Source organism: Lentzea rhizosphaerae, from assembly GCF_042649515.1.
Lineage (GTDB): Bacteria > Actinomycetota > Actinomycetes > Mycobacteriales > Pseudonocardiaceae > Lentzea > Lentzea aerocolonigenes.
Genome location: NZ_JBHRZI010000052.1, coordinates 12,756 through 36,494, shown reverse-complemented (window position 1 = coordinate 36,494; position 23,739 = coordinate 12,756). Strand labels below are relative to the sequence as shown.

Here is a 23,739-nt window from a genome sequence, read left to right as displayed (position 1 = left end):
CTGCACGCCAGCGGCATCAGAACCGGCCGGTTACTGCATCAGGACCACCGACCGCGCATCGAACGATCGCTTGCTCCTCGCTCGATGTGAAGGCGGCCAGCAACTCGGCGGTGACCCGCTCGATCTCCGGACGCAGGGTTTGAATGCGGCGCGGTGTGAACTCCTTGCTGGACAAGCTCCTCGCGCTCGGCGTCGACTCGTGCGGTGCTCACGACCTGATGTTTCCGCCGGATCTCGCGATCCGGGCCTGGCCGGACCGTTCGGCTACGACGTCGTAACCGCGCGTCCCCGCCACCGCAACATCGCGTACCTAGCGTTGCCCCCTGGATACAGGCCTGTATCCAGCAGCTCAGAGGCGGCTTTCGACGAGCTCCGCGCTGCCTCGGCCTTCGTGAAAGGCGCATGCGGATGAACATCTCACTAGCCCGGCGGCTGGTCGCCGCGGCAACGGTGTCGGCGATGGGACTGCTCGTCGGCTGCGGCGCTCGTGTGTCCGACGACCCGTCGACCAGTGCGGCGGGTGCCGGCTGCGTCGACACCTCGGGGTCGTCGGTCAAGATCGGTTTCCTCAACTCGCGCTCGGGCACGATGGCGATCAGCGAGAACACCGTCTACAACTCGCTGAAGCTCGCGGCTGACCAGATCAACGCCGCCGGCGGTGTCGCGGGGAAGCAGCTCGCGATCGTCGCCGAGGACGGTGCGTCCGAGCCGACGACGTTCGCGGAGAAGGCCGAGAAGCTGATCCGCGGTGACTGCGTGGCCGCGGTGTTCGGCGGCTGGACCTCGTCGTCGCGCAAGGCGATGCTGCCGGTCTTCGAGTCCAACAACGCCCTGCTGTTCTACCCGGTGCAGTACGAGGGCCTGGAGTCGTCGAAGAACATCTTCTACACCGGCGCCACCACCAACCAGCAGATCGTGCCGGCGCTCGACTACCTCAAGGAGAAGGGCGCGAAGAGCCTCTTCCTGGTGGGCAGCGACTACGTCTTCCCGCAGACCGCCAACAAGATCATCAAGGCGTACGCGAAGGCGAACGGCATCGAGGTCAAAGGCGAGGAGTACGCGCCGCTCGGGCACACCGACTTCTCCACCATCGTCTCGAAGGTCAAGGCGGCCGATGCGGACGCGGTGTTCAACACCCTCAACGGCGACTCGAACGTCGCGTTCTTCAAGGAGTACAAGAACGCGGGCCTGACGGCGGACGCGATGCCGGTGCTGTCGGTGTCGATCGCCGAGGAGGAGGTCGGCGGCATCGGCGTCGGCAACATCGTCGGCCAGCCGGTGGCGTGGAACTACTACCAGACCATCGACAGCGCGCAGAACAAGAAGTTCGTCGCCGACTTCAAGGCCGCCTACGGGCCGACGAAGGTCACCTCCGACCCGATGGAGGCCGCCTACACCTCGTTGTACCTGTGGAAGGGCATGGTCGAGAAGGCGAAGTCCTTCGCGGTGGCGGACATCCAGAAGGCCGCGGGCGGGGTCACCTTCGACGCTCCCGAAGGGAAGGTGACGGTCAACGGGGAGAACCACCACATCGCCAAGACCGCGCTCATCGGCAAGATCGGCCAGGACGGCCTGATCCACACCGACTGGACCTCGGGCAAGCCGATCGAGCCGGACCCCTACCTCAAGTCCTACCCCTGGGCCACCGGTCTGTCCGGCTGAGCATCCACACTCCGACACCGGCCGGGGACCACCCGGCCGGTGACCTGCCGGTCCGATCTCACGGAGGCATGTCGTGGAAATCCTGCTGAGCCAGCTGTTCAACGGCCTGTCGGGAGGGTCGATCCTCCTGCTGGCCGCGCTGGGCCTCGCTCTGACGTTCGGGCAGATGGGCGTCATCAACATGGCGCACGGCGAGTTCATCATGGCCGGCGCCTACACCGCGTTCGTCGTGCAGAACCTGCTCGGTGACGCCGGGTTGTCGTTGCTGGTGTCGCTGCCCGCGGCCTTCGTGGTGGGCGGCCTGCTCGGTCTCGCCCTGGAGGCGTTGCTGCTGCGGCGGATGTACCACCGTCCACTTGACACGCTGCTGGTCACCTTCGGTGTTTCCCTGGTGCTGCAACAACTCGCTCGCGACGTGTTCGGCACCGCCGGCGTCGACGTCGCTGCTCCGGGGTGGCTGTCCGGTCCGGTGGAGGTCTTCGGGGTCGCGTTCCCGAAGACCCGGTTGTTCATCCTGGTGCTCGCGATCGTGGCCGTGGTCGTGCTCTCGGCGTTGCTCGCGTTCACACCGCTGGGCCGCCGGATCCGCGCCACGGTGCAGAACCGGTCGCTCGCGGAGAGCTCGGGCATCTCCACCCGGCGCACCGACCGCATCACGTTCTTCGTCGGTTCGGGGCTGGCGGGAGTCGCCGGGGTGGCGCTCACGTTGATGGGCTCGATCTCGTCGAACCTCGGCACCAACTACATCGTCGACGCCTTCCTCGTGGTCGTGGTCGGCGGAGTCGGCCAGATCAAGGGCGCGGTGATCGCGGCGTTCGTGCTCGGCGTCGCGCAGTCGTGGATCGAGTACTCCACCACCGCGTCGATCGCCAAGGTCGTGGTGCTGGCGCTCATCGTGGCGTTCCTCCAGGCACGCCCCCAGGGCATCTTCGTCGTGCGGACCCGGAGTCTCGTATGAACCTCAAGTCGTTCCTCACCAACAGGTGGGCGGTGGCGGCCGGGTTCGCCGTCGCGGCGGTCCTGCTGCTCGTCGTGGCGCCGGCGCTGCTCTCGTCGTTCCGGCTCGGGTTGCTGGGCAAGTACCTCTGCTACGCCATGGTCGCGGTCGGCATCGGCCTGGCGTGGGGGCGTGGCGGGATGCTCGTGCTCGGGCAGGGCGTGTTCTTCGGGCTCGGCGCCTACATCATGGCGATGCACCTGAAACTGGCCGACGCCCCGCCGAGCACCGGCGTGCCCGACTTCATGGCGCTGATCTCCTCGGACGGAGTGCCCGTCTGGTGGGAGCCGTTCCGGTCCGGGGTGGTCACGCTCATCGCGATCGTGGTGGTGCCGACGGCGGTAGCGGTCCTCTTGGGACTCGCGACGTTCCGGCGCAGGGTGCGCGGCGCGTACTTCGCGATCCTGTCGCAGGCGCTCGCGGCGGCGTTCGCGATCCTGCTGATCGGCAACCCGCGCAGCACCGGTGGATCGACGGGTCTCAACAACTTCAAGGGGTTCTTCGGGTTCTCGCTGCGCGACCCGGCGAACCGGATGACCCTCTACGTCATCGCCGTGGTCGCCCTGCTCGCGATGGTCGCGGTGGCGCGCCAGCTGATGGTGAGCCGCTACGGCGAGTTGCTCGTGGCGTGCCGTGACGCGGAGGAACGGGTGCGGTTCCTCGGGTACGACCCGGCGGCGATCAAGACGTTCGCCTACGCCGTCGCCGCGGTGATGGCGGGGGTGGCCGGGGCGTTGTTCGTGCCGATCGTGGGCATCGTGTCGCCCAACGACGTCGGCATCGTCCCGTCGATCGGGCTGCTCATCGGTGTCGCGATCGGCGGCCGCACGACGTTGCTCGGACCGGTGCTCGGCGCGATCGCCGTGGCCTGGGCCGAGACGTCGCTGTCGGAACGCTTCCCGTCGGGCTGGACCTACGCGCAGGGCCTGCTGTTCATGCTGGTCGTGGCGTTCCTGCCAGGCGGGCTCGCGTCGCTGCGGCCGATCGTGCGCGGATGGCGGGAACGGCTGCGGCCCTCCCACACCGCCGATTCGGCTCCTGTCCCGTCGCTCTCGGGGAGCTCGCGATGAACGCCGACTACCTGGAACTGACCAACCTGACCGTGAGCTTCGACGGGTTCGTGGCGGTGGACCGCGTGAACATGTCGGTGCTGCCGGGCGACCTGCGCTTCCTCATCGGTCCCAACGGTGCGGGCAAGACCACGCTGATCGACGCGGTGTCCGGACTGGTGCCCGCCACCGGCACGGCGCGGTGGGCGGGCGAGAACCTCGTCGGCCGCAAGGTGCACCGCATCGCCCGGCTCGGCGTGGGCCGCACGTTCCAGACCGCCACCGTGTTCGAGGAGCTCACGGTCGCGCAGAACCTCGACATCGCGGCCGGTGCGCGTCGTGGCCTGCTCACGCTGGCCCGGCGCCGTACGAGTCTGCCCGAGGTCGTCGTCAAGGCGATGGAAACGATCGGACTCACCGACCTCGCGGACGCCCTCGCCGGCACGTTGTCGCACGGTCAGAAGCAGTGGCTGGAGATCGGCATGGTGCTGGTGCAGGACGCCCGGCTGATCATGCTCGACGAGCCGGTGGCCGGTATGAGCGCCGAGGAGAAGGACGAGACGGGGCGGCTGCTGCAACGCATCGCCGCTGATCTGACCGTCGTCGTGGTCGAGCACGACATGGACTTCATGCGGGCCTTCGCCACGTCCGTGACCGTGCTGCACGCCGGGAAGGTGCTCGCGGAGGGGTCGGTCGCGCAGGTGCAGGCCGATCCGCGGGTGCAGGAGGTCTACCTCGGTCCCGGCGAGCACTCGAAGGCCGTGGCCGAGGCCGTGCTGGGGGAGGGGGCGTAGATGCTGCAACTCGTCGACGTGGAGGTCGCCTACGGGCGGACCTCCGTGGTGCACGGCGTCACCGTCGAGGTACCGGCCGGTGGTGTCACCGCGATCATGGGCCACAACGGCGCGGGCAAGACCACGCTGTTGCGGGCGGCGGTCGGCACCCTGCCCGCACGGTCCGGGCGGGTGCTCCTCGACGGAGAGGACGTCACCGCGCTCGCGCCGCACAAGCGGGTCGCGCGCGGTCTGGGGTACGTGCCGCAGGGACAGCAGTCGTTCGGGCAGATGACCACGATGGAGAACCTGCGCGTGGTCGCCGACGGGCGCCCGCGCGGCGGGGCGTTGATCGACGAGGCCCTCGACCTCTTCCCGGCGCTGCGGGGGCTGCTCGGCCGCCGCGCGGGCCTGCTCTCCGGCGGGCAGCGCCAACAGCTCGCGATCGCCCGCGCGCTGGTCGCCCAGCCGCGGGTGCTGATCCTCGACGAACCCACCGAGGGCATCCAGCCGTCGGTGGTCGCCGAGATCGAGGAGATCATCCTCGGCCTGACCAGGCGCGGAGACCTGTCCGTGCTGCTGGTGGAACAGCACGTGGGCTTCGCGTTGTCGGCCGCGCACTCGTACTACGTGCTCGCGTCCGGCCGGGTCACCTCGTCCGGTTCCGGTGGAGAGACAGCGCTCACCGACGTTCGCGCTGCGATGGCCATCTGAGAGCAGCTGCACAGTGTCCACGAACGAGATCAACGCCCCCACCTCGCTCCGTGAGCGCGTCTACCTGGAACTGCGCGACGAGGTGCTGGCCGGGCGGATCGGTCCTACCGAACGGCTGACCGAACCACGCCTGTCCAAGCGGTTCGGGGTGTCGCGCACGCCGGTTCGCGACGCCCTGACCCGGCTCGTGGGCGACGGTCTGCTCGCCCGTGAGGAGTGGGGTTACTCGGTCGTCGTGCCGAGCATGGCCCGCGTCCGCGACATCTACGAGGTGCGCATCGCGGTCGAGCTGCGCGGGATCAGCCGCAGCATCGAGAACCCGCAGGTGCGGCACGACGTCGACGCGCTGGGTACCGAACTGGAGCACTGGTACGCGCTGAGGGCCGCCCCGCCTGAGCCGTCACCGGAGTTCGTGCTCGAGGACGAACGCTTCCACACCGCGCTGCTCGCCTCGTCCGGCAACGCCGAGCTCGTCGCGGTGCTGGCGGACGTGACCCGCCGCATCCGGCGCGTCCGCATGTACGACTTCATGATCACCGGCCGCATCGAGACCTCGATCGACGAGCACATCGAGATCGCCGAACGGGTGGCCGAGGGCCATCTGGAAACCGCGCACCGCCTGCTGCACGAGCACATCGGGGCCTCGCTGGAGATCGTCGTCGAACGCGCCACCCGCTCGCTCGCCGCGATGAACGCGCTCGCCGGCCCCACTCCCATCTACCTCGGGTCGCCCTGACGAAAGGTCCGCCGGTGTCCGACACCCGACGCCGACGCCCCGCACGTTCTGTCGCCCCGAGGGCGTGATCGCGGGCGCTGCGACTGCTGCACCTCGCGGTTGGATTGGGCTGACCGCGCTGTGCTGGCCGCGTTGGTGCGGGCGGTATCCAGGGCGAGCTGCTCGAGCTTGGCCACCGGACGGCCGCGTCGACTGTTCGTCGTGTGCCACGACACCAGCCAGGTGTCCGAGATCGCGGCCGCCTCGTCCACCAACTGCGAGGACGTGGGAAATTCCAACCCGGAAGTAAAGGTGAATCCTTGCGGACCAGCCCCTGTGACACTGCTCCGATCGGTTGATGTCGCTTGACCGGCGCGAGGAGGATGGATAAGGGTTGGTGTTGCGGGAGAGATCATATTGACCACGACATTGTTCGATTCGTTTGACGAGTTGTCGTTCGGCGCTTGTGATCACCGCCGCATCGAGTCCAGGGGGCCTCATGGGGGAAAGACGTTCGTCGAAATCCGGGATTACGTCATGCCACTGGCTGGACGTTCCTGTGAGTCGATCAACATCGACCGATCGTGCCTCTCGTTCGCCGACCTCACCAAAACCAGGCTCGGCGGCGTGCAGAACAAATAATTCCGCCTGTTCGAACCGGTAAAATTGGGGCGGGTGAGGCTGCCGACGGCGTTGCCGGAGTTCTGGTCCCTGCGCCACCGCGCCGATCTCTCCGACAGTCCTGTCACCACGGCCGCGCGACCAGGCGGACACTGGTCCGAGTACAACCCGGCGACCTTCACCAGGAGCGGGGGGATCTGGCCACCGCAGCCGAGGACGCCCCGCTGCACGTGACCATCCACCACCGGCCCGGCGGCAAGACTGGCGAAGAATCCTCGAAGGCGTGGAACTGGCCGTGGACGAGGGGTGCAACCTCTATCCGGCGATCGGCCGCGCGGACAATGGGCTTGCTTGATGTTCGAGCTGTCCCGGACATCACCGAAACTGCCGCTGCGGTTGGCGGTTCGTCCCTTCATCGGACCTGCGAAATCCGTCAGAACCGGCGAAACCTCCCTCGGATCGACAACGAGGACGATGTGCCATCGCTGCGTCGGAGCGACTGTTCCAGGAAAAGACGGGCTGTCTTGTCTGGACAGCCAAGGCGCGAGGTCCCGGACCGGCTGACTCGCCTGCCGTCATCGAGGGAGGAATCGATGAGATTGGCCGTTCCCAGGTCTACCAGCCGTGCCTATGACGCAGTGTGTGGATCGCTTGAAGAATTGTTGGCACCACCAGAACCCATCGTGATGCCCGATCTGCGGGCGTTGACGCGCACCGTCACCCCGGAGCTGGACGTCCTGTTCTGCCGGGGCGCCGACGTGTCCGCGATCATCTCCGCGGGTGCGGCCGAGATCGGTCTCGCGGGCTGCGACGTGGAGAGCACCTGCTCCGGCTGCGCAGACCGAACGATGACCTGGCCGGTGACTCTCTCGGCGCTCTGCTCGACTCGGGGCGAGTGCCGTTCCACCGCCCGGACCTCGTGGTCCGCCCACTGCTGGTGAGGTGGTGGAACCCGTTGAGCGTCGAGTGCTTCCACCCGTCCAACAAGATCCTCCAACACCGTGCGCGGTGACAGACGACCCGACCCGACCGCTCCTGGAGGATTTCGTGAAGGTGACACTCGCGTTCGTCGCGGAACCCGAGCGGGTCGGGTTCCCCCTGTGGACCGCGCCGCTGACCACACCGCTGCTGGCCTCGTGCCTGATCGCCGCCGGACACGAGGTGGACCTGCTGGACACCCGGCTCCGCGAGACGCCACTCGCCGAGCAACTCGCGGCCACGAGCGGAGACGTGGTGGCGATCAGTTTCATGTCCCACTCGCGCGACGAGGCGTTCGAGGTGGCGGAACGGTGTCGCGCGGACGGCCGGATCACCATCGGCGGCGGCGCACACCCCACGGTGCTCCCGGGGGAACTCGTGGACAGCGGGTTGTTCGACCACGTCGTGTGCGGTGAGGGCGAGCGGACACTGCCTGGCCTCGTCACGGACATCGAGCGAGGACGCCGCCTGGACGAGCAGGTCCTGCAAGGCGAGCCGTTCGATCTGCTGGACTACCCGCAGCTGCGGGACTACCCCATTTACCAGGACGTGTACCGGCCACCTGCCGCCGTGCCGGCGTCGAGGGCAGCCGGCTTGACCGGCATGACGGTGGAGGCGCTGGCTGAACTGACGCGCCGCGATGACGGCCTGGTCGACGTGGACGCGCTGCGCGGCCTGCCCGCCGAACACTTCCCCGCCACCCGCGAGTTCCGGTCCATCTACCTGGAACTGGGACGGGGATGCCCGTTCCGCTGCCTGTACTGCACCATCCAGAACGAGTGGTTCGCGCCCAAGGCGGGCCGTGCCAGGCCGTTCGAGGACGTGGTGGCGGAGGTGCGTTACTTCGTCGAGCGCTACGACACCAACTACATCGTCCTGGTCGACTCCATCGCGCCCGCCTATCCGGAGTTCACGCGGTTCGCCGAGTTCATGAGAACCGAGCTGCCCGACGTGGAGTTCAGCTTCAACTGCACGGCCACGCACTTCACCCCGACGGTGGCCGAGTCCCTGGCAGGCGCGAACTGTCTGGTGTGGTTCGGTTTCGAGACCGCATCGCCGAGGTTGTTGCGCGCACTGCGCAAGCCCGGTAACGCACGGACGCAGTACCGGGCCGCGAAGCTGTGCGCCGACCACGGCATCCGCTTCGGCGCCAACCTCCTGCTGGGCGTCCCGGAGGAGACGACCGAGGACTACGAGCTGACGATGGAGTTCCTGACCGAGACCCGGCCTCACAGCCCGAACCCGAACATCCTCACCCCGCTGCCGGGCACCGACATGTACAGCCGGTGTCTTGACCGAGGACTGCTGCGCGACCCCGGCGACTACCGGTCGTGGACCGCGGAAGAAGTCAGGGCCAAGGGCCACGGTCCGCTGTTCGGCGTCGACTACGAGCAGGTGCTGTCGTACCACGCCGAGATGCTCCGACTGGATCGCACCGGTGAAGTCGTGCACGTGGAGCGGGGGTGCCACCTCAAGCCGCACGGCTGATCTTCAGTCCGACCACCGGAAGATCCGCGCTGCCAACGCGAAGCTGCCCACCGCCCACGCCAGCATCACCAGCACCCCGCCCGCGACGGCGGACAGTCCCGCACCCTCGATCACGACCGCGCGGAGCACGTTGTTGACCGTGGTCAGCGGAAGCACCTCCAGCAGCGGCCGGAGCACCTCGGGGTAACGGGACGACGGGAAGAAGATCCCCGACCCCAGGTACATCGGCATGGTGGCGGCGCTGAGCAGCCCGCTGACCGTCTGCAGGCTGCGGACCCGTGCCGCGATGAGCAGGCCGACACCCGCGAACACCAGTGCGCCCAACGCCGTCACCGCCACCAACAGCACGAGCGAGCCCCGGACGGGGAGGTCGAACACCAGCACGCCGAACACCAGCAGGATCGGCAGTTCCAGCAGCATCACCAAGGAGCGCACCACGACGAAGCTGAACAGGAACGCCGATTTGTTCATCGGTGTGGCGACCATCCGCTTGACCAGCTTGCGAATGCGCATGTCGGCGATGGAGTAGCCGACGCCCCACAGTCCACTGGTCATCAAACCCATGCCGATCAGGCCGGGGATCAGGAAGTGGATGTACTGCTCGTCGCGCCCGGAACCGGACTCGACGCCCCGGAACGCGATGCCCAGCACCAGTGCCAGCAGCACCGGCGAGGCGAAGGTCCAGAACACGCTGCCAGGCTCGCGGTAGTAAGTGCGCAGCCGCGCGAGGACCAGTTGACCGGACTGGTGCAGGTAGAAGCTCATGGCGTGGTGAATGGTAACCTCGCGGGATCATGTCGTCACTCGCGGTGCGGTGCCGGAACCTGGTCAAACACTACGGATCGGTGACCGCACTCGACGGCCTGCACCTCGACGTGCGCGAGGGTGAGTGTTTCGGCGTGCTCGGTCCCAACGGCGCCGGCAAGACGACCACCATGGAGATCATCGCCGGCTTGCGCCAAGCGGACGACGGCGAGGTCGTGGTGCTCGACGGCCGATGGCGCAAGGACAAGCGGCTGCGAGCCGAGGTGGGCATCGCGTTGCAGGAGACGCATCTGCCCGACCACCTCACCGTCCGCGAACTGCTCCGGCTGTTCCGGTCCTTCTACCGGCGAGGCCCTTCGGTCGACTCGTTGATCGAGCTGCTGGCTCTGTCCGACCAGCAGGACGCCCTGTTCGCACATCTGTCGGGTGGGCAGAAGCAGCGTGTCGCCGTGGGATGCGCGCTCGTCGGCGATCCGCGGTTGTTGTTGCTGGACGAGCCGACGGCGGGGCTGGACCCGCAGGCGCGCCGCCGGATCTGGGAAGTGCTGGAGCGGTTGCGCGCGCAGGGATGCACGGTGCTGCTGAGCACCCACTACATCGAAGAGGCCGAGCGGTTGTGCGACCGGGTCGCGGTGATCGACCACGGCAGGGTCATCGCCGAGGGCACCCCCGCCGAACTGATCTCGTTGCTGGGCGGCACGAGCGTCGTCGAGTTCGCGGCCGACGGCGAGCACGATCTCGCACAGCTTCCCGCAGTGCACTCGGTGCACCGGCTGGCCGACGGCTACGCGCTCACCGTCACCGAGGTCCACACAGCGGTCGAGGCGCTGTTCGCCGTGGCCGCGTCGGCCGGGTTCCGGATCGGCCGCCTCGTCACGCGGCAAGCGACCCTCGAAGACGTGTTCGTCACCTTGACCGGACGGCAACTGCGCGACTGACTTCGATTCCGGACGGCGCGGAATCGTCCCGGCACCTGGTGCCGGTTAATACGTCAGACGGAGCAATCCGGATTCGAGGTGGACAGGTAGCGTCGAACCAACGGTGCGGCGACCGTGGGGGGATGCCGGCGTTTCGAGCACCTAGGGGTGGTGTGGTGCCGGGAATTTCGCGTAAAGGTGTCGCGGCGGTGCTCGCGGTGGGACTCTTGATCGGCTCGTGCGGTGCGCCTCCGGCCGAGCCCGTGAAACCCTCGGCGACGGCGGGCTTTCCGGTCACCATCGGTTCGGTGACGCTGCAGGAACGGCCCGAGCGGATCGTGGTGCTGGCTCCTACCGCGACCGAGATGCTCTTCGCCATCGGCGCGGGCGCACAGGTGACCGCGGTGGACGACCAGTCCACCTATCCCGCCGACGCGCCCAAGTCGGCCCTGTCGGGATTCCAGCCCAACGCTGAGGCCATCGCGGCCCACGAACCGGACCTGGTCGTGATCTCCAGCGACATCAACCAGATCGCGAACCAGCTCACCACCCTGAAGATCCCGGTGTACCTGGCGGGCCCGGCCAGGACCCTGGACGACAGCTACACGCAACTGCAGGATCTGGGGCGGCTGACCGGACACACCTCCGAGGCGGCCGACGTCGTGACCCGGATGAGGGGCGACATCGCCCAGATCGTGGAGAACGTGCCCCAGCGGCAAGTGAAACCCACCTACTACTACGAGTTGGACCAAGCGCTGTACACCGTGACCGGCACGACGTTCATCGGGGCGCTGTTCGACCGCATCGGGTTGGTCAACGTGGCGGACCGGGCGGAACTGCGCAACGCCAACGCCGGCTATCCGCAGCTGTCCGCCGAGTTCGTGATCCAGGCCGACCCGGACCTGATCTTCCTCGCCGACACCAAGTGCTGCGGGCAGACCGCGGACACCGTCAAGGCACGTCCGGGCTGGAGCGCCATCACGGCTGTGAGCACCGGCCGCATCATCGCCCTGGACGACGACATCGCCTCGCGGTGGGGCCCCCGCGTCGTGGAGTTGGTCCGGACCATTGCGACCGCGGCGAGCAAGGCCGGATGAGGGGCCGGTGGTGAGGCCGGTCCGGAGCGACACGCCGCAGCGGGAGGCGGCCGATCCGGTGCGGTTGCGGCCTGCGCGGTTGCGGCCGGTGTGGCTCGGTGTCGGCTTGCTGACGGTGCTCGTCGCGGCGGTCGTGGGCGTGAGCAGCGGGCCGGTCGCTCTTCCCGTGTCGGCCGTGACGGCGGAGCTGCTCGACTTGCTGCCCGGCGTCGACCTGGACAGCGGGCTTTCGGAGCGGGAACGAGCGCTGCTCGTGGAACTGCGGTTGCCCAGGGTCGTGCTGGGGCTGCTGGTCGGCGGACTGCTGGCCCTGGCGGGTGGCTGCTACCAGGGCGTGTTCCGCAACCCGCTGGCCGATCCGCACCTGCTGGGCGTGGCGGCGGGAGCGGGTCTGGGGGTCACCGCGGTGATCACGTTGCGCCGCGGTGCGGGCACCGACGTGACCGCGGCGCTGCCCATGGCCACTCCCTTGGCCGCGTTCGTCGGCGCGATCACCGCCGTGATCATGACCTACGTCCTCGCCTCGCGGGGCGGTGGTGACCGCTCGCCGTCCACCCTCGTCCTGGCAGGCGTCGCGGTGTCCGCTTTCCTGGCGGCCGTTCAGACGTTCCTGATGCAGCGCGATGCCGACGCCATCCGCGAGATCTACTCGTGGCTGCTGGGCAGGCTCGGGACCGCGGGCTGGCGCGACGTCCTGCTGGTGCTGCCTTACGCGGTGGTGACCGTGGTGGTCATGTTGCTGCACCGGCGGGACCTGGACGTGCTGTCGGTGGGCGACGCGGAGGCGGCTGGGCTGGGGCTGAACCCGCAGCGCACGCGGTACGTCTTGGCCGCCGCGGCGTCGCTGGGCACGGCGGCGGCGGTGTCGGTCTCGGGGCTGATCGGGTTCCTGGGCATCATCGTCCCGCACACCGTGCGCCTGCTCGCGGGCGCCGGCTACCGCACGATCCTCCCGTTGTCGATGTTGTTCGGCGGCGCCTTCCTGGTACTGGCCGACCTGCTCGCGCGCACCGCCGCGGCTCCCTCCGAGATCCCGATCGGCGTGGTCACCGCGTTCCTGGGCGCGCCGTTCTTCATCCTGGTGCTGCGCACCAGCACCAGGATGCGGCTGTGACCGCGCCGCATCCGGTGATCACCACCCGCGGCCTGCGGGTGGAGCTGGGCGGTGGTGTGATCCTCCACGGAGTGGACCTGACCGTCGAGGCAGGGGAATGGGTGGCCGTCATCGGTCCCAACGGTGCGGGCAAGTCCACCTTGCTCAACGCGGTCACCGGTCTGGTACCCGCCACCGGTGTCGCGTCGCTGTTCGGCCGCGACGTGCGGCGGATGCGGCACCGGGAGCGGGCCCGCGTGGTGGCCATGGTCGTCCAGTCGCCGGTCGTGCCACCGGGTGTCACGGTCCTCGACTACGTCCTGCTCGGCCGCACCCCGTACATCCCGAGGTTCGGCCGCGAGTCGGCCGCCGATCTCGACGTGGTCCGCGAGGTCCTGGTCCGCCTGGAACTGCGGGACTTCACCGACCGCGTGTTGCCGACGCTGTCCGGTGGCGAGCTGCAACGGGTGTTCCTGGCCCGCGCCCTCGCACAGGAAGCGCGGCTGTTGCTGCTCGACGAGCCGACCAGCGCCCTGGACATCGGCCACCAGCAAGAGGTGCTCGACCTCGTGGACACCCTGCGCCGCGATCGCGAGCTGACCGTGCTCACGACCATGCACGACTTGTCGATCGCCGGCGCGTACGCCGACAGGGTCGTCCTGTTGGCAGGCGGGCGTGTGGTCGCCAGCGGGACGCCGCGTGAGGTGATCACCGAATCCATGATCGCCACCCACTACCAGGCGCGGGTTCGGGTGGTCGACGCCGAGGACGGGCCGCTGGTGGTGCCGATCCGAACCCCTTGAGCCGACGGTACGCACAGGAGGCCGCTGTGGAACACCATCACTACACCGACTCCACGCCGTTGCTCGGCGAAACCTCCCGCCTGGCCGACCGGCTGGCCGAGGACGGTTACGTCTTCCTGCGCGGCGTGCTGCCTGCCCAGGAGGTGAAGCGGGTACGCGATCGCGTTCTCGCCCTCGCCGCGGTCGCGGGGTGGCTGCGGCCCGCGGAAGCTGCGGACGAGGATCTGCCGGAGATCGACGTCCGGACGATGACGCGATGCGACGACACGACTCGCCAGGCCGTCCGCGGCGAGATGTGGAGCCTGCGGGAGTTCCACGCCCTGATGCACTCGCCCGAGCTGCTGGACGTGCTGGAGGGCCTGCTCGGTGAACCGGTCTTCGTCCACCCCCGCAAGGTGTTGCGCTTCGTGCCGCCGGAGTCCTCCGCGGACTCGTACGTCAGCGGATGGCACCAGGACCACCCCGGCGTGCAGGGCTCGGCGCGCACGCTCACCGTCTGGACCCCGCTCGCCCCGGTCACCGCCGGATCGGGTGGGCTGGCGATCGTGCCGGCGTCCCATCGCAGCGGGATCCTGCCGCTGAGGCTGTCCGCCGGGACGATCGTCGGCTGGGAGATCGACACCACCATCCGGGCAGTCCACAGTGGACCAATGCGGCCGGGCGACATCCTGATCTTCACCGCGCACACGGTGCACGGTGGCAGCCCGAACACCGGCAGGAGCCCGCGACTGTCCGCCGACTGCCGCTACCAGCCGTTGCACGACCCGGTTTGCCGCGACTCGATCGAACTGGACGACGGCTCGTGGGACGAGATCTACCGAACCTGGCCCGGCCGGGGCGTGGACGACTCGCTGGCTCACTACTGGAAAGCGCTGCCGCTCGACATCGTCGACTACGACCTGCGCGCCGACACGATCAGAGAACGCGAGGTGATCGCTGCCGGCAGGAACCGCGACCCCCTTGCTGCCCGCGCGTTGCAGATCACTGCCGCGTGCAGTGCCGACCCGATGATCGCAGCCGAGGCCGCCGCGCTGCTGAGCTCGCTGGGCCGAACACTCCCCGAGCGCTCCACCACCGATTAGCGGACCACGTCGGGAGAACACCGCGGGATAGCGCCCGCCAGCGGTGAACGGAAGGAGGGAGGGAACGTCGTGAAACCGGAACACCACCAGGTGGCAGGCCGGTCGGTGTTGCTGTGGCGGACCGACCGGCCGTGGCTCGCGATTTCGTCCGCGGTCCACGGCGGAGGCATGGGCGAGCGGGAATGGGTGCTCAACGCCACGGTGCCGTCGGACTACGAATGCGACGATCCGGGCGCCGACGTGGTCGAACTCGCTGCCGCGTGCGGTCTGACCGGAACCGGCACCGGCATGCTGACGGCCCTGGACGTGCGCCAGGAGGTCACCGTGACCGACCAGGAGGTGACCGTCACCGCGACAACCGGCATCGGCGCCCACCCGACCTGGGCGGCCGGCGACGAGACGTTGGCGTGGCTGCCGGGCACGATCAACGTGGTGGGGTGGTTCCCCGTGCGGCTGACACCGGCGGCGTTGGTCAACGCCGTGGCCACCGCCGCGGAGGCCAAGGCCCAGGCCTTGGTGGAGGGCGGAGTGCCCGGCACCGGAACGCCCACCGACGCCACGATCCTGTTGTGTCCGACAACTGGTCCGGCGGAGGCGTACGGCGGACCGCGTTCCGTGTACGGCGCAAGGCTGGCGCGCGCCGTGCACGCGGCCGTGCGGGCAGGTCTGCGGACCTCACCCATGACCTGGTCCACCTACCGTGGAGCCGACTGATCGCCGCCGGTCGTCCGGAAGTCGTCACCAGGCGGTGTTGTCGTCGAGCACCAGCAATTCGACGTCCTCGGCCGAGCAGGACCAGCCTGTCATGTCATCGGGGCTGGCGTACTTGGCCTTCAGGGCGAACCGGGCCGGTTCTGATGCATCGCGGCAAATCCTGGTAGCACCCTTGTCTTGCTGTGCGACGCCGGAGGTTGTTCCGTCAATTGCTTCTGGGCGCGCGGGCGTGTGGAGATGAGATCCAGTCGCCGGACCAGCGGGTGATGAGGGGGCCGATCGTGGCGAGAAGCAGCACGTACGCCGTGACCACAGGTCCGAGTTCGGGGCTCGTGGCGCTGGCCAGGCTCATGATCACGACGGAGAACTCGCCGCGTGCCACCAGCGCGGTGCCGGCGCGGAGTCGGCCGCGTGGGGCGATGCCGTCGCGGCGTGCGGCGTACCAGCCGGTGGCGATCTTCGTGGCGATGCCTGCCAGGGCGAGGGCGAGTGCGGCGGGCAGCGCCGGGACCAGCTGGGCCGGGCTGACCGCGAACCCGATGGCGAGGAAGAACGCCGCGGCGAACAGGTCGCGCAGGGGTGCGAGTACGGCGCGTGCCCGTTCGGCGGTGGCACCGGTGAGGGTGAGTCCGACGAGGAACGCTCCGACCGCGGCCGAGACCGACACCAACTCGGCGAGTGCCGCGACGACGAGGGTGGTGCCGAGGACGCGGAGCATGAGCTGTTCGTCGTCGGGGTGGGCGAGCCAGCGGTTGACGTGGTGGCCCCAGCGGTGGGAGGCGGCGAAGGCCGCGGTCACGCTGGCGATCGCGATGACCACTCCGATGAGGGCCTGCCACCAGGTGCCGCCGGAGGCGAGCACCACGAGTACCGGCAGGTAGATCGCCATGGCGAAGTCCTCCATCACCAGGATGGAGAGGATGGCCGGTGTCTCGCGGTTGCCGAGCCGGCGCAGGTCGGTGAGCAACCGGGAGATGATGCCGGAGGAGGAGACCCAGGTGGCGCCGGCGAGCGCGAGGACACCGGGCCACGGCAGGCCGAGCAGCCATCCCGCGACCAGGCCTGGTGTCGCGTTGAGGACGAGGTCGAGCAGCGCGGACGGGACGTGGCGGCGCAGGCTGTGGGTGAGTTCGGCGGTGTTGAACTCGAGTCCGAGGGTGAGCAGGAGCAGCACGACGCCGATGGAGGCACCGACCTCGACGAAGTCACCGGCGGCGGGCACCGGTGCGATACCGCCGTTGCCGAGTGCGAGACCAGCGAGCAGGTAGAGCGGGACGGGGGAGAAGGACCACCGTCTCGCCGCCGCGCCGAGCACGCTGAGCCCGACGAGGATGACACCGAGTTCGAGCAGCAGCGCGAGAGACGTGTGCACCGTCAGGCCTCGATGATCCGGCGCACGCCGTTGATGCCGTCGTGCGTGCCGATCACCACGAGCACGTCGCCCGCGCGCAGCTCTTCGTCGGACATGGGGGAGGCGATCACGTCCTCGCCGCGCACGATCGCGACGATCGACGCCCCGGTGCGGGTGCGGGCTCGCGTGTGGCCGAGCGGTTTGCCCGCGTGCGCGGACGCTGCGGGTATGACGACCTGTCCGGCGCTGAGTCCCGGCACCTCCCTGGTCAGGTCCGCGAACCGCTCGGCGATGCGCGGCGCGCCGAGGATCTCGGCGACGGTGTCGGCCTCGGCGGTGGTGAGCCGGAACAGCGGCTGCGCCTCGTCCGGATCATCCGCCGCGTAGCTGATCACCTCGAAGTTGCCCTCGCGGCGCGCGACGATGCCGATGCGGTCACCGTCGGCGTTGGTGAACTCGTAGCGCAGGCCGACACCGGGCAGCAGAACCTCGTTCACGTCCATCCGGTCATCATGACAAGCCAGGCCGAACCTTGGTCTCTGCCGTTCGAGACGGAGGCCTCCCGCCCTGGCCACCACGATCCGCCGATGGCGAGAGCGCAATCTGGCGGACCCGGTCAGGACGGCGTGTGGAACGTGATGAGCGGCACGGCCGAAGTGGTGGTGACAGTTGAGAGACCAACGTCCTCATCTCGCCGCAGCCGTTGGGTTCAGTTCCAGAGGGACGGACGAAGCCACCCAGGAGCTGGCGGTCCGAGTTCACGGGCGCCGCGCCACAGGACGGTCGTGCACACGGTGATCATCACGGCGAACAGGCCCGCGACCGCCCAGTTGGGCTGCTGGCCGTTGATGAGCAACGCGATCGCCATCGCCCAGATGGCGAGGCCCATGGTCAACACCTTGATCAGAACCACGGCACCGAGGACCGGTGCGGCCACATGGCCACGGACCAGCGCGACACCGGTGGCGACGACGGCGGGCAGCGCGAACGCCAGGTCGACGACGTAGACCGGATACGGCAGCTCACCCACGTTGAGCGTGCCGGGAAGGCCGCCGCCGATGGTCGGCACGATGTCGGACAACCACAAGCCTGCGAACGCGAGCCCGATCACGATCAGGAACCAGCCGACGCCCGCGTGGGCGTGGAGAGGAATCCGCCGCACGTTGATCCGTGCGATGCCGTCGATGAGAGCGGCAATCGAGAGCGTCAGTGCCGCGACGTAGAGCAGGAATGCGGAGTTGTGCGGCACGCCGAAGGCGTAGACCAGGTAGGTGTACGCGATGTAGCCGAGCAGTCCGAGCCACAGCAGGTGTCCGCGCAGCGATCCCGCGCTGCTGCGACGGCCTGCCCAGATGAGGACCGGCACGATCGCCAACGTCAGAACGTCTTGCGCCATCGACTCCAGGTGCACCGTGCGGTCCAGCCGGTATGCGCGTTCGGAGAGCAGGCCGTACAGCGTTGCGGCCACGAGAACGGGCGCCAGCAGCCATGTGACGCCTGTGGTCCACCGTGCCCGCAACAGGCCGATCGTGTTGGCTGGAGAAGCCTTGAGTGCGCTCATGGCTCCACGTTGGGCTGTCAACGGCTCGGAATGCAGGGACCAAGGTCCTCGGGAATCAGTGCTGTGTCAGCGGGACCACCGCGACCGGGCAGTGCGCGTGGTGGATCAGCGCCTGGCTGGTCGATCCGAGCAGCAGTCCGCGGAAGCCGCCGCGGCCTCGTGTACCGACGACGACCAACTGGGCTTTCGCAGACTGCTCGACCAGGGTGTGCGCAGGCCGGTCACGGGTGAGCGCCTGGTGCACCTGAACATCGGGATGCGCCGCGGCACAGGCGGCCAGTTGTTCGGTCAGCAACCGCTGTTCCGCGGCCTCGATCGATGCGAGGTTCGTCGCGGTCAGCCCGCGTTGCCACGCGGTTTCGGCGGTCAGGTCCCACCACGTGCGCACCGCGTGCACGGCGACACCGCGCAGCGCGGCTGCCTGGAACGCGAACGCCAGGGCGGCGTCGCTGGAGGGCGAGCCGTCCAGGCCCACCACTACGGGCGCGTCGCGGTCAGGGACTGCATCGGGCGACGGATCCCGCACGACAACTGTCGGGCAGTGCGCATGGGTCGTGACAGCGACCGCGACGGAACCGACGAGCAGGCCGGTGAACCCGCCCAGACCACGCGAGCCCAGCACCACCAGCTGGGCCGACGCGGACCGTCCGACGAGCTGCTCGGCCGCACCGCCGCTGTTCAACTCGGTGTCCACCTCGACTCCCGCGCCTGCCTCCTTCGCCACGGCGGTGGCCTCGGCGAGCAGCACACGGCCGTGGTCGAACACGGCATCGGCATAGGCCTCGGATGATCCCGCCACGTGTAGCCCGTGGACCGGGACCACCATGCAGGCGTGCATGATCACCAGTCCTGTGTTGCGCCTGGCCGCTTCCTCGGCGGCCCAGCGCACCGCGTGCGACGCCGACGTCGATCCGTCCACTCCTACGATCACCGGCCTGGTCGAGCCTGTCATCGCGTCCTCCTGTCCATTGCGTTCAGCAGCGTGCGGGTCTGCGCTGCGATCTCCACGTCCTCCCGCGCCTCGACGACCCAGACCTCGACAGCAGATGCGGTCCGGCTGATGCGGGTGTCCTCCGAGACCTCGGAGTTGCGCTCGACGTCGAGGTCGACGCCGAGGAAAGCAAGGCCTGCGGCGGTGTCCGAGCGGAGCACGGCGTCGTGTTCGCCGACCCCGCCGGTGAACACGAGCAGGTCGATCCCGCCCAGCGACGCCGTCATGGCGGCGATGCTCTGGCGCAGCCGGTGCACGTACACCTGCAGCGCGAGCACGGCGTTCTCGTCTCTGTTCTCGGCTGCCGCGCGCACGTCGCGCAGGTCCCCGCCGATCTCGGACAGGCCGGCGAGACCGGAGTGGTGTTCGAGGCCGTCTTCGAGGTCGTCGAGGGAGAGCCCAGCTCGCTGCAGCCACAACAGCAGACCGGGGTCGACGTCGCCGCTGCGGGTGGCCATCACCAGGCCCGCCAACGGGGTGAAACCCATCGTCGTGTCGACGGACCGTCCATTTGCGACGGCGGCCAGTGACGCTCCGGAGCCCAGGTGGCAGCTCACCACGCGAGCGCCGGTCTTTCCCGCCAGGCCGGTTGCCCGGCGGGAGACGTAGGCGTGGGACAGGCCGTGGAAGCCGTACCTGCGAAGGTTCCACTTGCGCCGCCACGACGCGGGCACGGCGTAGGTGGCGGCGGACGCGGGCATGGTGGTGTGGAACGAGGTGTCGAAGCACGCGACCTGGGGCACGTCAGGCAGCAGTTGCCGTGCCGCGTCGATGCCGGCGAGTGCGCGGGGCTGGTGCAGCGGTGCCAGGCCGGTGAGTGCTTCGATCCGGACACGCGTGTCGTCGTCGATCGTGGCGGCGCTGGTGAAGTCGGACCCGCCGTGCACGACCCGGTGCCCGACCGCGTGCACGGACGGCGCGCTGCTCAGGAAGTCCTCCAGCGGTTCGGTTTCGTCGCCGCCGGACCAGCGTTCGACGGTGTGCTCGGCGAGGACGGTGTCGTCCTCGCCGAGCACGCGGAGCTTGAGGCTGGAGGAGCCCGCGTTCACCACGAGCACGTTCACTGCCAGCTCCAGTCGCGGACCTCGGGCAGATCCTCGCCGTGCTCACGGATCCAGTGGTGGTGGCGGGTGCGCTGGTCCTGCATCAACTGCCGGAGCCGGGCGGCCTTGGGGCCGAGCCCGGGAACCCGATCGATCACGTCGATGACGAGCCGATAGCGGTCCATGTCGTTGAGCACCAGCATGTCGAACGGTGTCGTGGTGGTGCCCTCCTCCTTGTAACCGCGGACGTGGAGGTTCCGGTGGTTGGTGCGGCGGTACGTCAGCCGGTGGATGAGCCACGGGTAGCCGTGGTAGGCGAAGATGACGGGCTTGTCGGTCGTGAACAGCGCGTCGAACTCGCGGTCGGGCATGCCGTGCGGGTGCTCGGTGTCGGGCTGCAGCCGCATGAGGTCCACGACGTTCACCACGCGCACCCGCAGTGACGGAAGTTGCTGGCGCAGCAGCGATGTCGCGGCCAGCACTTCCACGGTGGGGGCATCGCCCGCGCACGCGAGCACCACGTCCGGCTCGTCCTCGTCGTTGCTCGCCCACTCCCAGATTCCAGCGCCGCGCGCGCAGTGCAACGCGGCTTCGTCGATCGAGAGCCAGTCCGGGGTGTCGTTCTTGCCGGCGACGATGACGTTGACGTGGTCCTTGCTGCGCAGGCAGTGGTCGGCGACCGACAGCAGCGTGTTGGTGTCCGGTGGCAGGTAGACGCGCACGACCTCGGCCTTCTTGTTCATCACGTGGTCGATGAAGCCGGGGTCCTGGTGGGAGAAGCCGTTGTGGTCCTGCCGCCACACGTGCGAGCTCAGCAGGTAGTTGAGCGACGCGATCGGCCGGCGCCACTCCAGCTTCCGGTGCGTCTTGAGCCACTTGGCGTGCTGGTTGAACATCGAGTCGACGATGTGGATGAACGCCTCGTAGCAGTTGAACAGGCCATGCCTGCCGGTCAGCAGGTAGCCCTCCAGCATGCCCTGGCACAGGTGCTCCGACAGCACCTCCACCACACGCCCGTCGTGAACCAGGTGCTCGTCCACCGGCAGGGTTTCGGCCTGCCACTGTTTGCCGGTCACGTCGTACACCGCGTCAAGGCGGTTGGACGCGGTCTCGTCCGGTCCGAAGATCCGGAAGGAGCGGGCGTCGGCGTTGAGCGAGACGACGTCGCGCAACATCCGGCCGAGCACCCTGGTCGGCTCGGAGTGCGTGCTCCCGTTCTTGACCACGTCGACGGCGTGAGCGCGGATGCCGGGCATCTTCAGCTCGCGCAACACCAATCCGCCGTTGGCGTGTGGCGTGGAGCCCATCCGGTGCGAACCAGCCGGTACCAGCCCGGCAAGCTCCGGTCGGGGGGTTCCTCGTTCGTCGAACAGTTCGTCGGGCCGGTAGCCGCGCAACCACTCTTCCAGCTGCCTGAGGTGTTCGGGGTTGTCCCGCACGCCCGCGAGCGGCACCTGGTGCGCCCGCCAGGTGTTCGCGACCGGCTTGCCGTCCACTTCGGACGGACCTGTCCACCCCTTGGGGCTTCGCAGCACGATCATCGGCCAGACGGGCCGCTCGGCGGTGCTCTTGATCCGGTGGATCTCGTCGACGACCTGGTCGAGCACTTCCGTCATCCTGGCGTGCATGGCCTCCGGTTCGTCGCCTTCGACGTAGAACGGTGTGTAGCCGTAACCGCGGAGCAGTGAGTCGAGCTCGTCGTGCGGAATGCGTGCCAGCAGGCTCGGGTTCGCGATCTTGTAGCCGTTGAGGTGCAGGATCGGCAGCACTGCGCCGTCGCGCTGCGGGTTGAGGAACTTGCCGGCGTGCCAGCTGGTCGCGAGCGGGCCGGTCTCCGCCTCACCGTCGCCGACGACGCAGGCGACGATCAGGTCCGGGTTGTCGAAGGCCGCACCGAACGCGTGCGCCAGCGAGTACCCCAGCTCCCCGCCCTCGTGGATCGAACCGGGCACCTCTGGCGCCACGTGGCTCGGCACGCCACCGGGGAAGGAGAACTGCCGGAACAGCTTGCGCATGCCGTCGGCGTCACGTGGCACGTCCGGGTAAGTCTCGCTGTAGGTGCCTTCCAGCCACGTGTTCGCGAGCAACGCGGGTCCGCCGTGGCCTGGGCCGGTCACGAACAGCATGTCGAGATCGCGGTCGCGGATGATCCGGTTCAGGTGCGCGTAGATGAAGTTCAGGCCCGGTGTGGTGCCCCAGTGGCCCAGCAGGCGCGGCTTGATGTGCTCAGGTGCCAGTGGTTCGGTCAGCAGAGGGTTGTCCATCAGGTAGATCTGGCCGGCCGACAGGTAGTTTGCGGCTCGCCAGTACGCGTCGACCAGCTCCAGGTCGGCGTTCGGCATCTCGCGCTCCTCACTCGGGTTTCGTGCCTCCCACACTGCCGTCCGTATCGATCACGAAACAGGGCGCGGGGTCCGCACAGGCCAGGCCTGAGGTCCCGTCGGCACGAGTCCTTCAGGCTCTGTGACCGGGTACCCGTGCTGGGCGGGAGCACGCCACTAGCCGCGCTTCGGGCCGAGAACGAGGACGCGCACCAGCACCACCAGCTGCACCAGCAGGGCGATGGAGACCACGACGATGATCGAAACGAGGGTCAGGCGGGTGATGGTGGCCCAGTCGGTGGTCGAATCGGCGAAGGTGAACGGGAACACCTGCAACACCCGCGCCACGGCCACCAATCCGGCAGTCGTGCTGACGACGTCGCCCACAGCGGTCAGCGGCTGCCGTGGGTGGGCCAGGCAGAGCAGGTTGACGACGAGTGCGACGGCCAAGGCGATGTCCACCGCGACGACCACGTCGGCTGCCGCGCTGGTCAACACCGGTACGGCTGTCCACCCCGGTGACACGTTGATCAGCACGAGCAGAGTCAGGTCGAGCAGCGCCCCTGCCAGGTAGCTGCCGCGACGTGCCGTTGTGCGGGACCTCTGTGCCGTGTCGGTCACGACGACCTCCTGTCGTGGTGCCTCGTCGATGCGGATTCCGCAGAACCTGGCGCTGGACGCTGTTCACCGGCCAGGCGCTCTCGCACCCTCTCGATCGCCGCGTCCGAGGTGCGTCCCACGCCACGAACGCGGCACACGCCATCAGTGGTCAACACGGCGATGTCAGCGAGCACCGCGCCGGGCATCGCGGGATGGTTGACGCGGCTGATCGTCAGGTCCACGGTTTCCGCGCCGCGGAAGCGGCGCAGGTGCTTGAGGAGCTGGCTCAGCCGATCAGCGGGCACACTGGCGTCGAGATGGAAGTGGATCACCGGCTGCGACAGCGCATCGCGGCGGCGTTGTTCAGGAAGCTGATCGGTCACGCATCAACGATGCGGCTGCGC

Annotated in this window: 24 protein-coding genes; 14 read left to right on the top strand and 10 right to left on the bottom strand. The window is 68.7% G+C overall.

The annotated features are described in order from the left end of the window. Positions 1–16: 16 nt before the first annotated feature. A complete protein-coding gene (locus ACFOWZ_RS43630; RefSeq protein ID WP_382379876.1) occupies positions 17–175 on the bottom strand; it encodes a hypothetical protein in 159 nt (52 codons plus the stop codon). A gap of 233 nt (positions 176–408) precedes the next feature. Between ACFOWZ_RS43630 and urtA the strand changes: the two genes are divergently transcribed. From urtA to ACFOWZ_RS43590, 8 genes are all read left to right on the top strand, one after another. Beyond that, positions 409–1,662: an urea ABC transporter substrate-binding protein gene (gene urtA / locus ACFOWZ_RS43625; RefSeq protein ID WP_382379874.1), complete on the top strand. Its 1,254-nt coding sequence runs from the start codon at positions 409–411 to the stop codon at positions 1,660–1,662. A gap of 73 nt (positions 1,663–1,735) precedes the next feature. Next, positions 1,736–2,620, top strand: coding sequence for an urea ABC transporter permease subunit UrtB (gene urtB / locus ACFOWZ_RS43620; protein ID WP_382379873.1), 885 nt, complete (start codon positions 1,736–1,738; stop codon positions 2,618–2,620). Further along, entirely contained in the window at positions 2,617–3,729 is a 1,113-nt protein-coding gene (gene urtC, locus ACFOWZ_RS43615) for an urea ABC transporter permease subunit UrtC (RefSeq protein ID WP_112267866.1), read from the top strand. Before urtB ends, urtC begins: the two co-directional genes overlap by 4 nt. Beyond that, positions 3,726–4,502: an urea ABC transporter ATP-binding protein UrtD gene (urtD, locus tag ACFOWZ_RS43610; protein ID WP_382379872.1), complete on the top strand. Its 777-nt coding sequence runs from the start codon at positions 3,726–3,728 to the stop codon at positions 4,500–4,502. Before urtC ends, urtD begins: the two co-directional genes overlap by 4 nt. Next, positions 4,503–5,195, top strand: a complete 693-nt coding sequence (gene urtE, locus ACFOWZ_RS43605) for an urea ABC transporter ATP-binding subunit UrtE (protein ID WP_382379871.1) — start codon at positions 4,503–4,505, stop codon at positions 5,193–5,195. A gap of 13 nt (positions 5,196–5,208) precedes the next feature. Further along, positions 5,209–5,931 (top strand): GntR family transcriptional regulator, encoded by a 723-nt coding sequence (locus ACFOWZ_RS43600; protein WP_382379870.1) that lies wholly within the window; start codon positions 5,209–5,211, stop codon positions 5,929–5,931. Positions 5,932–7,217: 1,286 nt separating this feature from the next. Next, positions 7,218–7,472: a hypothetical protein gene (locus ACFOWZ_RS43595; RefSeq protein WP_382379869.1), complete on the top strand. Its 255-nt coding sequence runs from the start codon at positions 7,218–7,220 to the stop codon at positions 7,470–7,472. A gap of 106 nt (positions 7,473–7,578) precedes the next feature. Next, entirely contained in the window at positions 7,579–8,997 is a 1,419-nt protein-coding gene (locus tag ACFOWZ_RS43590) for a B12-binding domain-containing radical SAM protein (protein ID WP_382379868.1), read from the top strand. A gap of 3 nt (positions 8,998–9,000) precedes the next feature. On the opposite strand, the gene ACFOWZ_RS43585 is transcribed toward ACFOWZ_RS43590, so the two are convergent. Then, the gene (locus ACFOWZ_RS43585; protein ID WP_382379867.1) at positions 9,001–9,762 is read right to left on the bottom strand and encodes an ABC transporter permease; all 762 of its coding nucleotides are present in this window, start codon (positions 9,760–9,762) and stop codon (positions 9,001–9,003) included. An 80-nt stretch (positions 9,763–9,842) separates the two neighbouring features. On the opposite strand from ACFOWZ_RS43585, the gene ACFOWZ_RS43580 reads away from it, so the two are divergent. The 6 genes from ACFOWZ_RS43580 to ACFOWZ_RS43555 all read left to right on the top strand — a co-directional run bounded on the left by ACFOWZ_RS43580 (position 9,843) and on the right by ACFOWZ_RS43555 (position 15,468). Beyond that, entirely contained in the window at positions 9,843–10,700 is an 858-nt protein-coding gene (locus tag ACFOWZ_RS43580) for an ABC transporter ATP-binding protein (RefSeq protein ID WP_382379866.1), read from the top strand. A 197-nt stretch (positions 10,701–10,897) separates the two neighbouring features. Continuing rightward, positions 10,898–11,776 carry an ABC transporter substrate-binding protein gene (locus tag ACFOWZ_RS43575; protein ID WP_382379865.1) on the top strand — a complete coding sequence of 293 codons (879 nt, stop codon included), beginning with the start codon at positions 10,898–10,900 and terminating at the stop codon, positions 11,774–11,776. Positions 11,777–11,786: 10 nt separating this feature from the next. Then, positions 11,787–12,890 (top strand): FecCD family ABC transporter permease, encoded by a 1,104-nt coding sequence (locus ACFOWZ_RS43570; RefSeq protein WP_382379864.1) that lies wholly within the window; start codon positions 11,787–11,789, stop codon positions 12,888–12,890. After that, positions 12,887–13,672: an ABC transporter ATP-binding protein gene (locus ACFOWZ_RS43565; RefSeq protein ID WP_382379863.1), complete on the top strand. Its 786-nt coding sequence runs from the start codon at positions 12,887–12,889 to the stop codon at positions 13,670–13,672. The genes ACFOWZ_RS43570 and ACFOWZ_RS43565 overlap by 4 nt, the downstream gene beginning before the upstream one ends. A 26-nt stretch (positions 13,673–13,698) precedes the next feature. Further along, positions 13,699–14,754 carry a phytanoyl-CoA dioxygenase family protein gene (locus tag ACFOWZ_RS43560; RefSeq protein ID WP_382379862.1) on the top strand — a complete coding sequence of 352 codons (1,056 nt, stop codon included), beginning with the start codon at positions 13,699–13,701 and terminating at the stop codon, positions 14,752–14,754. 69 nt (positions 14,755–14,823) lie between these two features. After that, positions 14,824–15,468, top strand: a complete 645-nt coding sequence (locus ACFOWZ_RS43555) for an adenosylcobinamide amidohydrolase (protein WP_382379861.1) — start codon at positions 14,824–14,826, stop codon at positions 15,466–15,468. Positions 15,469–15,673: 205 nt separating this feature from the next. On the opposite strand, the gene ACFOWZ_RS43550 is transcribed toward ACFOWZ_RS43555, so the two are convergent. The 8 genes from ACFOWZ_RS43550 to ACFOWZ_RS43515 form a co-directional block, all read right to left on the bottom strand. After that, on the bottom strand, positions 15,674–16,840 hold the full coding sequence (locus ACFOWZ_RS43550; RefSeq protein WP_382379860.1) for a cation:proton antiporter: 1,167 nt from the start codon (positions 16,838–16,840) through the stop codon (positions 15,674–15,676). A gap of 2 nt (positions 16,841–16,842) precedes the next feature. Continuing rightward, on the bottom strand, positions 16,843–17,322 hold the full coding sequence (locus tag ACFOWZ_RS43545; RefSeq protein WP_382379859.1) for a cation:proton antiporter regulatory subunit: 480 nt from the start codon (positions 17,320–17,322) through the stop codon (positions 16,843–16,845). A gap of 206 nt (positions 17,323–17,528) precedes the next feature. After that, positions 17,529–18,380, bottom strand: coding sequence for a hypothetical protein (locus ACFOWZ_RS43540; RefSeq protein WP_382379858.1), 852 nt, complete (start codon positions 18,378–18,380; stop codon positions 17,529–17,531). 55 nt (positions 18,381–18,435) lie between these two features. Next, a complete protein-coding gene (locus ACFOWZ_RS43535; protein WP_382379857.1) occupies positions 18,436–19,332 on the bottom strand; it encodes a universal stress protein in 897 nt (298 codons plus the stop codon). Next, positions 19,329–20,435 (bottom strand): acetate/propionate family kinase, encoded by a 1,107-nt coding sequence (locus ACFOWZ_RS43530; RefSeq protein ID WP_382379856.1) that lies wholly within the window; start codon positions 20,433–20,435, stop codon positions 19,329–19,331. The genes ACFOWZ_RS43535 and ACFOWZ_RS43530 overlap by 4 nt, the downstream gene beginning before the upstream one ends. Continuing rightward, positions 20,432–22,756, bottom strand: coding sequence for a phosphoketolase family protein (locus ACFOWZ_RS43525; RefSeq protein ID WP_382379855.1), 2,325 nt, complete (start codon positions 22,754–22,756; stop codon positions 20,432–20,434). The genes ACFOWZ_RS43530 and ACFOWZ_RS43525 overlap by 4 nt, the downstream gene beginning before the upstream one ends. A gap of 156 nt (positions 22,757–22,912) precedes the next feature. Beyond that, the gene (locus tag ACFOWZ_RS43520) at positions 22,913–23,356 is read right to left on the bottom strand and encodes a hypothetical protein (RefSeq protein WP_382379854.1); all 444 of its coding nucleotides are present in this window, start codon (positions 23,354–23,356) and stop codon (positions 22,913–22,915) included. Then, the gene (locus tag ACFOWZ_RS43515) at positions 23,353–23,718 is read right to left on the bottom strand and encodes a hypothetical protein (protein WP_382379853.1); all 366 of its coding nucleotides are present in this window, start codon (positions 23,716–23,718) and stop codon (positions 23,353–23,355) included. Before ACFOWZ_RS43515 ends, ACFOWZ_RS43520 begins: the two co-directional genes overlap by 4 nt. Positions 23,719–23,739: the final 21 nt, after the last annotated feature.